Annotated in this window: 12 protein-coding genes; 4 read left to right on the plus strand and 8 right to left on the minus strand. The window is 73.6% G+C overall.

The genetic code is table 11. The annotated features are described in order from the left end of the window. Nucleotides 1-94 precede the first annotated feature (94 nt). The 4 genes from AB0E19_RS05505 to AB0E19_RS05520 are packed head-to-tail and all read right to left on the minus strand — an operon-like array spanning nucleotide 95 to nucleotide 4,449. Nucleotides 95-874: a CDP-alcohol phosphatidyltransferase family protein gene (locus AB0E19_RS05505; protein ID WP_362173645.1), complete on the minus strand. Its 780-nt coding sequence runs from the start codon at nucleotides 872-874 to the stop codon at nucleotides 95-97. Continuing rightward, nucleotides 852-1,913: an iron-containing alcohol dehydrogenase family protein gene (locus AB0E19_RS05510; RefSeq protein ID WP_360609371.1), complete on the minus strand. Its 1,062-nt coding sequence runs from the start codon at nucleotides 1,911-1,913 to the stop codon at nucleotides 852-854. The genes AB0E19_RS05505 and AB0E19_RS05510 overlap by 23 nt, the downstream gene beginning before the upstream one ends. Continuing rightward, nucleotides 1,901-2,638, minus strand: a complete 738-nt coding sequence (locus AB0E19_RS05515) for a phosphocholine cytidylyltransferase family protein (RefSeq protein WP_351105465.1) — start codon at nucleotides 2,636-2,638, stop codon at nucleotides 1,901-1,903. Before AB0E19_RS05515 ends, AB0E19_RS05510 begins: the two co-directional genes overlap by 13 nt. Beyond that, a complete protein-coding gene (locus tag AB0E19_RS05520; protein WP_362173818.1) occupies nucleotides 2,635-4,449 on the minus strand; it encodes a DUF5941 domain-containing protein in 1,815 nt (604 codons plus the stop codon). Before AB0E19_RS05520 ends, AB0E19_RS05515 begins: the two co-directional genes overlap by 4 nt. A 409-nt stretch (nucleotides 4,450-4,858) precedes the next feature. On the opposite strand from AB0E19_RS05520, the gene AB0E19_RS05525 reads away from it, so the two are divergent. From AB0E19_RS05525 to idi, 3 genes are all read left to right on the plus strand, one after another. Beyond that, nucleotides 4,859-5,812 (plus strand): cation diffusion facilitator family transporter, encoded by a 954-nt coding sequence (locus tag AB0E19_RS05525; RefSeq protein ID WP_362173650.1) that lies wholly within the window; start codon nucleotides 4,859-4,861, stop codon nucleotides 5,810-5,812. A gap of 204 nt (nucleotides 5,813-6,016) precedes the next feature. Next, entirely contained in the window at nucleotides 6,017-7,282 is a 1,266-nt protein-coding gene (locus tag AB0E19_RS05530; RefSeq protein ID WP_362173653.1) for a bifunctional class I SAM-dependent methyltransferase/N-acetyltransferase, read from the plus strand. A 261-nt stretch (nucleotides 7,283-7,543) separates the two neighbouring features. Further along, the gene (gene idi / locus AB0E19_RS05535; protein ID WP_362173820.1) at nucleotides 7,544-8,077 is read left to right on the plus strand and encodes an isopentenyl-diphosphate Delta-isomerase; all 534 of its coding nucleotides are present in this window, start codon (nucleotides 7,544-7,546) and stop codon (nucleotides 8,075-8,077) included. Here idi and AB0E19_RS05540 read toward each other — a convergent pair. Then, nucleotides 8,043-8,558 (minus strand): ATP-binding protein, encoded by a 516-nt coding sequence (locus AB0E19_RS05540; protein ID WP_362173656.1) that lies wholly within the window; start codon nucleotides 8,556-8,558, stop codon nucleotides 8,043-8,045. The two genes, idi and AB0E19_RS05540, sit on opposite strands and share 35 nt — an antisense overlap. A 130-nt stretch (nucleotides 8,559-8,688) precedes the next feature. Then, nucleotides 8,689-9,354 (minus strand): DUF308 domain-containing protein, encoded by a 666-nt coding sequence (locus tag AB0E19_RS05545; RefSeq protein WP_362173659.1) that lies wholly within the window; start codon nucleotides 9,352-9,354, stop codon nucleotides 8,689-8,691. Between the two features lie 72 nt (nucleotides 9,355-9,426). Here AB0E19_RS05545 and AB0E19_RS05550 point away from each other — a divergent pair, with 72 nt between their 5' ends. Then, nucleotides 9,427-10,188: an enoyl-CoA hydratase/isomerase family protein gene (locus tag AB0E19_RS05550; RefSeq protein ID WP_362173662.1), complete on the plus strand. Its 762-nt coding sequence runs from the start codon at nucleotides 9,427-9,429 to the stop codon at nucleotides 10,186-10,188. A 3-nt stretch (nucleotides 10,189-10,191) separates the two neighbouring features. On the opposite strand, the gene AB0E19_RS05555 is transcribed toward AB0E19_RS05550, so the two are convergent. Continuing rightward, nucleotides 10,192-10,833, minus strand: a complete 642-nt coding sequence (locus tag AB0E19_RS05555) for a DJ-1/PfpI family protein (protein ID WP_362173665.1) — start codon at nucleotides 10,831-10,833, stop codon at nucleotides 10,192-10,194. Nucleotides 10,834-10,847: 14 nt separating this feature from the next. Continuing rightward, nucleotides 10,848-11,846, minus strand: coding sequence for a GlxA family transcriptional regulator (locus AB0E19_RS05560; RefSeq protein ID WP_362173668.1), 999 nt, complete (start codon nucleotides 11,844-11,846; stop codon nucleotides 10,848-10,850). Nucleotides 11,847-11,917 lie beyond the last annotated feature (71 nt).

Here is an 11,917-nt window from a genome sequence, read left to right on the forward strand (position 1 = left end):
GCCGGTGTGGCGACTCGGCGAGTCATCGGGGTTGCCACACCGTACGCCATTGCGGTGGCCGGCCGGTGACGCGGGAGTCCCGGCCGGCCCCCGCTCACTTCAGGCGGCTGGACACCATGATCGAGACGAGGTGCAGCACGGTCTGGAGGAGCGCGATGCCCGCGAGGACCGCGACGCCGAGCCGGGAGAAGAACAGGTCGCCGCGCGCCTGGTCGACGATGGCGAGGACCAGGATCAGGAGCGAGGCCTCGATGCCGAGGATCAGCCGGTGGAACTTGAGCGCGCCGGCGGCCCGGCGGGCCAGCGCCATGCCGGAGGAGCGGGGCTCCGAGGCGGCCTCCTTGACCGGGGGCATGCCGTTCTGGTGGCGGGCGACGCCGACCAGGTCGGTCTCCGCCTTGATCAGGATGGCGCCGAGCGCGGCCAGGGTGCCGAGGAAGGCCCACAGCCAGTCGATCCGGCCCTCGCCCCACAGGTCGGCGGCGCGCAGGCCGAAGCCGACGAGGACGGCGGCGTCGCACAGGTAGGCACCGACCCGGTCCAGGTAGACGCCGGCCAGCGAGTACTGCTTCTTCCAGCGGGCCAGCTCGCCGTCGACGCAGTCGAGCAGCAGGTACATCTGCACGGCGACGACGCCGAGGACGGCGCCCCAGATCCCGGGCAGCAGCAGCGCCGGGGCGGCGAGCACGCCGAAGAGCGTCATCAGATAGGTCAGCTGGTTGGGCGTGACCTTGGTGTCCGCCAGCTGGCGGGTGATCCGGAGGGAGATCTCCCGCATGTAGAGGCGGCCGCCCCAGTGCTCGCCGCTCCGCCGGTCCTTGACGCCCGGCGGGTGGACGACGGGGCGGAGTTCAGCTACCGATGGCTTGGGCATAGTCGGCGTACGCGTCCCTGATCTGTTCGGTGGAGAGGTCGAGGTGTTCCAGGATGGTGAAGCGGCCCGGCCGGGTCTGCGGGGCGAAGTCGACCGCCCGCACGAACTCGTCGACCGTGAAGCCCATCTCCTCCGGCCGCACCGGAAGGCCGTGCCGGCGCAGGGTCTCCACGATCGCGAGGGAGTCGTCGCGGGCCCCGCGCAGGTGCATCGCGAAGGCCGCGCCGAGGCCGCATTGCTCGCCGTGGCTGGCCGCGCGGGCCGGGTACAGCAGGTCGAAGGCGTGGCTGATCTCGTGGCAGGCGCCCGAGGAGGGCCGGGTGTCGCCGCTGATGGACATGGCGATGCCGGACATCACCAGCCCCTCGGAGAGGGTCACGAGGAAGTCGTCGTCGCCGACTCCGCCCGGGTGCCGGAGCACCGCCTCGCCCGCGCTGCGGGCCATGGCGGCGGCCAGGCCGTCGATCTTCTCGCCGGTCTCGCGGTGGGAGAGCTCCCAGTCCGCGAGGGCGGAGAGGTTGGAGACCGCGTCGCCGATGCCGGAGCGGACGAAGCGGACGGGGGCGTCCCTGATCACGTCGAGGTCGATGACGAGCGCGATGGGGGTGGGCACCCCGTAGGAGCCGCGGCCGTTGTCGTTGTCCAGGGTGGACACCGGCGAGCACAGGCCGTCGTGCGAGAGGTTGGTGGCGATGGCCACCAGCGGCAGCCCGACCCGGGCCGCCGCGTACTTCGTCACGTCGATGATCTTGCCGCCGCCGAGCGCGACCACGGCGTCGTACCGCTTGCCGCGCATGGCGTCGGCCAGCTCGACGGCCGCGTCGATCGTGCCGCCGGCGACGGTGTACCAGTCGGCACCGGGCAGCTCGGCGGCGAACCGGTCGCGCAGCCTGAGCCCCGACCCGCCGCTGATGGCGACGGCGATCTTGCCGCTGCTGGAGATCCTCTCGTCCGCCATGAGCGCGGAGAGTCCCTCCAGCGCGCCCCGGCGGATGTCGACGACGACCGGCGACGGGATCAGTCGGGTCAGTACCGGCACGCGATCTCCCGGCCCTTGGCGAGATCGTCGTGGTTGTCGATCTCGACCCAGGAGACCTCGCCGATGGGCTCCACGTCGACGGTGAAGCCGCGGTTCACGAGCTCCTGGTAGCCGTCCTCGTAGTAGAGGTCGGGGTCGCGCTCGAAGGTGGCCTTCAGGGCGTCGGCGAGCTCCTCGGCGGCCTCGGGCTCGATGAGGGTGACGCCGATGTACTCGCCGGTCGCGTCGGCCGGGTCCATCAGCTTCGTGATCTTCCGGACGCCGGCGCCCTCGGCGGCGACGACCTTCATCTCCTCGTCGGCGAGCGACTTCACCGTGTCGAGGGCGAGGATGATCCTCCTGCCCTCGCCGCGGGCGGCGAGCAGCGTCTTCTCGACGGAGACCGGGTGGACGGTGTCGCCGTTGGCGAGGATCACGCCGCGCTTCAGGACCTCACGGGCGCACCACAGGGAGTAGGCGTTGTTCCACTCCTCGGCCTTGTCGTTGTCGATCAGGGTGAGGGTGAGGCCGTACGTCGCCTCCAGCTCCGCCTTGCGGGCGTACACGGCCTCCTTGCGGTAGCCGACGACGATCGCGGCCTCGGTGAGGCCGACCTCGGCGAAGTTCTTCAGCGTGAGGTCGAGGACGGTCGTGTCGCCGTCCACGGGCACGAGGGCCTTCGGGAGGGTGTCGGTGTACGGGCGCAGTCGCCGTCCGGCACCGGCTGCCAGAACGAGGCCGATCATGCTGTTTCTCCTTCGTCATGAACAGCGGGCGCTCCGGAGGAGACCCAGAAGCGGATGGACTCCACGAGCACCACGAGGGCGAGCGCGCCCGCCAGGGCGGTCAGCGCCAGGGTGAAGTCGTCGCCGCGGTCCACCAGGAGGGCGGCGAGGACGGTCACCAGGAGCGTGCGCCCCTCGTGTCCGCCGGTGACGCGCACCAGCCAGGCGGGCGGCGCGCCGGTGCCGCCGCGGATGCGGTACACCGTGTCGTAGTGATGGTAGGCGACCGCCGCGACCAGGCCGAACGCCGCGGGGACGGCCTGCGGCACGTCCGAGCGGGCGGCGAGCAGCAGCACGGTGGTGTACTCGGCGGCGCGGAAGAACGGCGGGACGAACCAGTCGAGGGCGCCCTTGAGGGGGCGGGCGACGGCGAACCCGGCGAGGACCGCGTAGCCGCCGGCGGCGCCGACGGTGGCCCAGCTCCCGACCGGGGCGGTGGCCGCGACGGAGATCATCAGGGCGGCGCCGAGCAGCGCGGCGACCGGGGCGGGCGCGGGCAGGCGGCGGACGATCCGGGCGACCGCGAGCGCGATCGGGCCGGAGTCGGCGAGGTCGGCGAGGGCCCGGGCGGCGCGGTCGGTGCGCGGCCCGCGGCGCTTGACCGAGCGCAGCAGCCGGCCGGCCGTGGTGTAGCAGGCGGCGAAGGCACAGCCGGCGATCAGCGCCCAGAAGACGATCCGGGGGCTGGTGGCGGCGGTGAGGACGGCGATCATCGCCCAGCGCTCGCCGATCGGCAGGATGATCATGCGGCGGGCCCAGACCGTCCAGCCGACGCCGTCGAGCTTGCTGGACAGGGCCAGGCTGGTCCTGGCGGTGGAGCCCGCGGCGGCCGAGTCGGCGACGTTGGACTCGTTGAACGAGAAGTCGACGACGTGCCGGCAGGTCATGAGGACCATGGCGGCGAGCGCGAGCGTCCACACGTCGTCGCCGTCGCGTGCGGCGCCGAGGGCGAGACCGGCGTAGAAGGCGTATTCCTTGGCCCGGTCGAAGGTGGCGTCGAGCCAGGCGCCCATCGTCGAGTACTTGAGCGCGTACCGGGCGAGCTGCCCGTCGGTGCAGTCCAGGACGAAGGAGACGAGCAGCAGCACGCCGGCGGCGATGTAGCCGCCGCGCTCCCCGGTGGCCGCGCAGCCGGCCGCGATCAGGGCGGTGAGCAGCGAGGCGGTGGTGACCTGGTTGGGGGTCAGCCCCCGGCGGGCGCACCAGCGGGCGATGTACCGCGAGTAGGGGCTGATGAAGAAGGTGGTGAAGAAGCCGTCGTGGGCCTTCACGGCGGAGCGGAGGCGGACGGCCTCGTCGTCGACGGCGTCCACGGCGGCGCGGGCCTCGTGGCGGGCCGCGGCGTCGGTGGGGACGGCGGCGACGAGGGTGCCGAGCGCGGGCCGGTGCACGGCGACGCCGTCGGCGTCGAGGGCGCCGGCGACGGTGTCGGTGAGGTCGGGGTCCGGCGCGGGGGCGGCCGGGGCGGTCGGCGCGGGCGCGGCGGCCAGCGCGCGGACCAGGGCCGGGCGGGCCTCGGGCTGCGCGGAGAGCGCCCCGGGCACGGCGGCGGCCGGGAAGCGGGGGTCGGTCAGCGCGAGCCGCAGGGCGTGGCGGTGCCCGACGAAGCGGGAGTCGACGAGGGCGACGCGCTCGCCCGCGGGGACGGCGGCCAGGAGGGTACGGGCCTCCTCGGCGCCGGTGGCCCATCGGACGTGGAAGCCGAGCGACCGCAGATCACCGTCGAGCGAGGATCCGGGTGCCGGCGGGCCGGTGAGGATGGCGGTCGACAGACGAACTCACTCCTTGGAACGGGCAGAGGGCCGACGGGGCCTGTCGGCCCCGGGCGTGGCGGTGCGCCCCGGCACCGGGCGGCGGCACGTCGGCTGAGGCTATCGGATCGACGGAGCGTGAGTTCACCGAGGCTTCGCACGCCGGACGCCCCCCGGTCCGCCCTCCGCCGCCGGGGTGCGCCGCGCTCCGCGCGATCATCATCGGGGATCGGCGGCCCGCCCTCCAAACCGGTGCCGGGGACCACCCGGACGGCATTCCGGCAGGTGATCGTACGAATCCCGGACCGGATGGCATCGTCGCAGGTCAGAGCAATGACAACGGTGTTCAGTACCGTGTTGCACATACCCCCCACCCGTAGTTCACTGGCGAATCGGGGCACCGACGGATCAGGACTTGGGAGGCCATGTCATGGGGGCTGGACACGACCACGGGCACAGCCACGGGCACAGCCACGGAGGCCCGCCGCCGACGGGTACGGCGGGGGCCGCGTACCGCAGCCGGTTGCGGATCGCGCTCGGGATCACGCTCTCCGTGATGGTGGTCGAGATCGTCGGCGGCGTCGTCGCCGACTCGCTCGCGCTGATCGCCGACGCGGCGCACATGGCGACCGACGCGATCGGGCTCGCGATGGCGCTGCTCGCGATCCACTTCGCCAACCGCCCGCCGTCCGGGAACCGCACGTTCGGCTTCGCCCGCGCGGAGATCCTGGCGGCGCTCGCCAACTGCCTGCTGCTGCTCGGCGTCGGCGGGTACGTGCTGTACGAGGCGGTCCAGCGGTTCATGGAGCCGGCCGAGACCAAGGGCGGGCTCGCCATCGCCTTCGCCGTCGTCGGCCTGGTGGCCAACGTCGTCTCGCTGTCCCTGCTGATGCGCGGGCAGAAGGAGAGCCTGAACGTCCGGGGCGCCTATCTGGAGGTCCTCGCCGACGCGCTCGGCTCGGTGACCGTGATCATCTCCGCGACGATCATCCTGGCGACCGGCTGGCAGTACGCCGACCCGATCGCCTCCCTCGTCATCGGCCTGATGATCGTGCCGCGCACGGTCAAGCTGCTGCGCGAGACCCTGGACGTGCTCCTGGAGGCGGCCCCCAAGGGCGTGGACATGGCGGAGGTGCGGGCGCACATCCTGGCGCTGCCGGGCGTCGAGGACGTGCACGACCTGCACGCCTGGACGATCACCTCCGGGATGCCGGTCCTCTCCGCCCACGTGGTCGTGGACGCGGGGGCGCTGGACTCGGTCGGCCACGAGAAGATGCTGCACGACCTCCAGGGCTGCCTGGGCGACCACTTCGACGTGGAGCACTGCACCTTCCAGCTGGAGCCGGCCGGGCACGCGCAGCACGAGGCGAAGCTGTGCCTGTGAGGGCGGGGGGCCCGGCTGTTACGCTCGTCGTACGAACTCGTGCGTGAGAGGAGCTGAGGTTGATGACCGTCGCGATGGAGGCCGCCGTCCGCGGCCGCACCCGGTCCAGCTTCAGCTCCCGGGTCTCCGGCTGACCTGATCCCGGTTCTTCCACCGGTCCGTCACGTCGTCGGCCGGAGCCCTTTCACACCAAGGGTTTCCACGTTGTCCGACAACGACATCCAGAACACTTCCGCGTCCCACGACGCCTTCTTCGCCCTGCACCACGGCCTTCCGCGGCAGGGTCCGGGCTCCGACGCCACCACCCGTCGTCTCCTCGCGCTCGCGGGGAGGCTGCCGGAGCGTCCGCGCGTGCTCGACCTGGGCTGCGGCCCGGGCCGCTCCGCGCTGCTCCTGGCCGCCGAGGCGGGCGCCGAGGTGACCGCCGTCGACACCCACGAGCCGTTCCTCGACGAGCTGCGGGCGGCCGCCGCCGCCCGCGGTCTCACCGACTCGGTCCGCGCGGTCCGCGGCGACATGGGCGCGCTGCCCTTCCCCGACGGCTCCTTCGACCTGGTCTGGGCCGAGAGCTCGGTCTTCGTGCTCGGCTTCGACCGGGCGCTGGCCGAGTGGCGCCGGCTGCTCGCGCCGGGCGGGACGCTGGTCCTCACGGAGTGCGTGTGGACCACCGGCGCGCCCGCCCCGGAGGCCCGCGCCTTCTGGGACGCGCACTATCCGCTCCGTACGGTCGGCGAGCTCGCCGCCGTCGCGGTCGGGGCCGGGTACCACGTGCTCGGCGCCTTCACCCAGCCCGAGGGCGACTGGGACGAGTACTACGTCCCGCTGGCCGCCCACGCCGACGCCGCCGACACCTCCGTGCCCGGCATGGCCGAGGCGGTGGCGGGCGCCCGGGCGGAGATCGCGCTCCGCCGCGACCACGGCGGCGACTACGGCTACGCGGGCCTGGTGCTCCGCCCGGCCGACCCCCGCTGGCCCACCCGCCCCGAGCGGGAGTCCGACCACGCGGCCGTGCGGGAGGTGACCGCGGCGGCCTTCGGGTCGCCGGCCGAGGCCGAGCTCGTCGACGCCCTGCGCGCCGACCCGGACGCCTGGCTGCCGGGGCTCTCGGTGGTCGCCGAGGCCCCGGACGGCTCGGTCGCCGCGCACGCGCTGATCACCCGCTGCCGGGTGGACGGGGCGCCGGCGGCGGCGCTCGCGCCGGTATCGGTGGCGCCGGAGCACCAGCGCACCGGTGCCGGGCAGGCCGTCACCCGGGCGGTGCTCGACGCGGCGCGCCTCGCGGGCGAGCGGCTGGTGCTGGTGCTGGGCCATCCGGAGTACTACCCGCGGTTCGGCTTCGCACGGGCGTCCGAGTATGGAATCAAGCCAGGTTTCGACGTTCCGGACGAAGCGATGATGGCGCTGGTCCTGGACGGTTCCGGGCCCGTTCCGCCGGGCACGATCGCCTATCCGGCGGCTTTCGGCGTCTGACCTGCCCCTGACGGTCCTCCGTCACGCCCGCCGCTCCCCCGCGCCGGTGTACTCCGGTGCGGTGGGAGCGGCGGGCTCCGGCCGCCGAAGTGCGGACAAGCCGCTTTTGTACGGCAGACTGGGTGCGCCCCCAGGGGCCGAGGACCGAAGCGAAGGATGGGTATGCCGACCACACAGGGCACCACGGCCGAGATCGCGCCGGGGCTTGCGTCTCAGCTCGCGTCGGACGGCAGGGAGCCGTCCGCCACCCCGGAGCCGATCATGCTGGAACTGGTCGACGAGGCCGGGAACACCATCGGTACGGCGGAGAAGCTCGCCGCCCACCAGGCCCCCGGGCAGCTGCACCGCGCCTTCTCGGTCTTCCTCTTCGACGAGGAGGGCCGGCTGCTGCTCCAGCGCCGGGCGCTCGGCAAGTACCACTCCCCCGGCGTCTGGTCCAACACCTGCTGCGGGCACCCCTACCCGGGCGAGGCTCCCTTCGCGGCGGCCGCACGGCGCACCTTCGAGGAGCTCGGCGTCTCCCCCACCCTGATGGGCGAGGCCGGCACCGTCCGCTACAACCACCCGGACCCGGCCTCGGGCCTGGTGGAGCAGGAGTTCAACCACCTCTTCGTCGGCCTGGTGCAGGCCGCCCCGCGGCCGGACCCGGAGGAGATCGAGGACTACGCCTTCGTCACCCCGGCCGAGCTGGCCGAGCGGCACGCGGCCGCGCCGTTCTCCGCCTGGTTCATGACGGTGCTCGACGCGGCGCGTCCGGCGATCAGGGAGCTGACGGGTCCTGCCGGGGGCTGGTGACCCGGCCCTCCGCCGTCCCCGGCCCCGGTGCCATCGGGGCCAGGGGCAGCGCCGCCCAGATGATCTTGCCGCCGCCCGCGGTGTGCTCGACGTCGCAGGCGCCGCCCGTCTCCAGGGCGATCTCCTTCACCAGGAGCAGCCCCCGGCCGCCGGTCTGGCCGTAGTCCGCCTCCAGGGCCTTGGGCCGGTAGGGGTGGTTGTCCTCGACGGACACCCGGACCCACTCCGGCCCGATGGCCACCTCGACCGCTATCTCCGGGGAGAGCAGCGCCGCGTGCCGCACCGCGTTGGTGACCAGCTCGGAAACGATCAGCAACAGCCCGTGCCTGATGTCCTCGTGGACCGGAACTCCCTGGCGGGCCAGCAGGTCGCGTACCGCGTGCCGGGCCTGGGGGACGGAGACGTCGACCGCGGGAGCGGTGAAGCGCCAGACTCCTTCGTAGGACGGTGGCCGGGCGGGGACACCTCCGCGGGTCTCCATGGTCCGGTTCCCACCCTCGTGCTCGATTCTCGCCACAATGGGAGTCTTGGCAATCCGCAGGGGCATCCCGACCTACTGACCAGAAGTCGACACCTATCGGCCACCTTCTGATCGATGTCGCACGCCGACGTCACTTGCCCGACTGATCCTGTGCGATATCGGGGGGAGTCACCGGAGGCGCCGCAGCGGCCGGTTCCGGCTTCGGGGTGACCATGCCGACGATCCTCCGGCCGCCGACACCGATCGCGATCAGCCCCAGGCCGTCGAAGAGCAGCGCCAGCGAGAAGAAGCAGCCGATGACGTACCGGCTGCTGTCCGGCCAGTCGAAGAGCACCAGCACGCCCAGGAGCACCCCGAAGGCGCCCTGGAGCAGCGTCCAGCCGAACTGCGGGCCGCGCGTCACGACGCTGCCGACCAGCCGGAACACCCCGCCGGTGAGGAAGAGCAGGGCCGCGAACATCGTCAGCGCCTCGGCGGTGCCCTCCGGGTGACGGAGCACCACGCAGCCGGCCGCGAGGTTCACCGCCGCGACCACCGCCGCCAGCCAGAAGTAGCTGGTGCCCCGGGACCCGTACGCCTGGAGGAGGCCCACCAGGCCGCCGACGAGCAGCAGCCAGCCGAAGAGCCACATGGACGTCAGGGTGGCGACCCCGGTGTAGACCAGGCCGACCACGCCGCAGATCACGAGGATCACGCCGAGCGCGGCCAGCCAGCCGAAGCTCCGCCCGAGCTTCTTCCCCTCGCGGGCCATCTCCTGCACGGGATCGAGGCCCTCGTCCCGGTTCTCCTTGGCCATCGTGCCTCCTCGCGGCTGCCTGACGACCCCTTCCCGATCGTACGGTCGGGACCGGTGGATAGCATCCGGCCCATGGAGACCGTGGAGCCCGTGGGGCCGCAGCTCGTCGACACCGTCACGGACGGGGTGGCGACCCTCGTCATCAGCAACCCCGCCAAGCGGAACGCCATGACGGCGGGGATGTGGCGGTCGCTGCCCGCCGTCCTCGACCGCCTCGCCGCCGACCCCGCGGTCCGGGTCCTGGTGCTGACCGGCGCGGGCGACACCTTCTGCGCCGGCGCCGACATCACGACGCTGCGCGAGCCGGGCGACGAGCAGCAGGCGCTCGCGGTCCGCGCCGAGGAGGCGCTCGCCGCCTTCCCCAAGCCGACCCTCGCCGCCGTCCGCGGCTACTGCGTCGGCGGCGGCAGCCAGCTCGCCGGCGCCTGCGACCTGCGCTTCGCCGCCGAGGGCAGCCGCTTCGGGATCACCCCGGCGAAGCTCGGCATCGTCTACCCCTCGTCGTCCACCCGGCGCCTCACCGCCCTGGTGGGCCCCGCCACCGCCAAGTACCTGCTCTTCTCCGGCGAACTCATCGACAGCGAGCGGGCGCTGCGGACCGGCTTCGTGGACGAGGTGCACCCGGCGGGCGAGCTGGCGAAGCGGGTCGGGGAGTTCTGCCGGATCCTCGCCTCCCGCTCGCTGCTCACCCAGGCCGCGGCCAAGGAGTTCGCCGACGGCCGGCTCGACCGGGACGCCCACTGGACGGCGCAGGCGCACGGCAGCGGCGACACCGCCGAGGGTGTCGCCGCCTTCCTGGAGCGCCGGGCGCCCCGCTTCACGTACGGCCTCTGAGGCTCAGCCCTGGGGCAGGTCCTCGGTCCGGGTGTCGCGCCACTGCGCCACCAGGTGGGCGGGGGCCTTCAGCGGCGAGCCCGCGTCGTACGGCGGCTGGGGGTCGTACTCGGTGAGCAGCTGGACGGTCATCGCGGCCTCGTCGCCGGCGATCCGGCCGAGCAGGTGCAGCCCCATGTCGATGCCGGAGGAGACGCCGGCGGCCGTCACGTACTTGCCGTCGAAGACGACCCGCTCGCCGGTGGGTTCGGCGCCGAGCGCGCGCAGCTCCTCGTAGGCCAGCCAGTGCGTGGTCGCGCGGCGGCCGTCGAGCAGCCCGGCGCCGCCGAGGATCAGCGAGCCGGTGCAGACCGAGGTGGTCCAGGTGCTGGTGGCGTCGGCGGTGCGCAGCCACTCCTGGATCTCCGGGTCGTTCATGGCGGTGCGGGTCTCCGGTCCGCCCGGGACCAGGACGATGTCCGGGTGCGGGACGTCGGCGAGGGCCTTGTCGGCGACGAGCGCGAGGCTGCCCTGGTCGTTGCGGACGGGACCGGGCTGCTTGGCGACGAGGACGGTCTGCGCGCCGGGGAGGCGGGACAGGATCTCGTACGGGCCGACGGCGTCGAGCGTGGTGAAGCCCTCGAAGAGCAGGACGGCGATCTGCATGGGTGTGATCCCTCTCAGCTGACGGGTGCGGTGACGGGTCCGGTGACGGGTGCGTGGAAGCGGCGGCGGTAGTCGGCGGGGGCGGTGTCCAGCGCCTTCACGAAGGCGCGGCGCATCGCCTCCGGGGTGCCGTAGCCGGCGGCCCGGGACACCTCCTCGACGCCGCGCGTGGTCTCCTCCAGGAGCCTGCGGGCGTGTTCGAGGCGGATCCGGTCGACGTAACGGCCCGGGGTGACGCCGGTCTCGGCGTGGAAGGCGCGGGCGAAGTGGCGGGGCGAGAGCCGGGCGCGGGCGGCGAGCCGCTCCACCGACAGGTCCCCGTCCGGGTGCTCGGCGATCCACGCCTGGACGTCGCGCAGCGGTTCGCGGCGCGCGGTCTGGGCGGCGAGCTGGGCGCTGAACTGCGCCTGGTTGCCGGGGCGGCGGAGGAAGACCACCAGCATCCTGGCGATGGCGAGGGCCGCCTCCCGGCCCAGGTCCTCCTCCACCAGCGCGAGCGCCAGGTCGATGCCGGCGGTGACCCCGGCGGAGGTCGCGATCCGGCCGTCCCTGACGAAGATCGGGTCGGGGTCGACCTCGACCTCGGGATGGCGGCGGGCGAGGTGCTCGCAGGCGATCCAGTGGGTGGTGGCCCGGTGCCCGTCGAGGAGCCCCGCCTCGGCCAGCCGCAGCGCCCCGGTGCAGACCGAGACCAGCCGCTCGACGCGCGGCCCGTGGGCGCGCAGCCAGTCGACGAGGGCCGGGTCGACGCCCCGGGTGCCCTCGCCGCCGGGCACGATCAGGGTGTGCGGCGGCCCGTCGGCGACGGCCTCCTCCAGGGAGGTGTCGGGCAGGATGCGCAGGCCGCTGGAGGTGCGGACCGGTCCGCCGCCCGGGGAGGCGGTACGGATCGGGTAGGGGTCCCGCGCGGCGCCCGAGGCCCACTGGGCACCGTGGAACACCTCGACGGGACCGGTGACGTCGAGGCTCTGCACGCCGTCGAAGAGGACGACGAGGACGGGACGCTGGGTCATGCCTCCATCCTTCGGACCGGCCGGGACGGCCGCAAGGACGGCCACCCCACCTTTCCTGCCATCCGGGCGGG

Source organism: Streptomyces sp. NPDC047974 (genome assembly GCF_040653375.1).
In the GTDB taxonomy this organism is placed as follows: Bacteria; Actinomycetota; Actinomycetes; order Streptomycetales; family Streptomycetaceae; genus Streptomyces.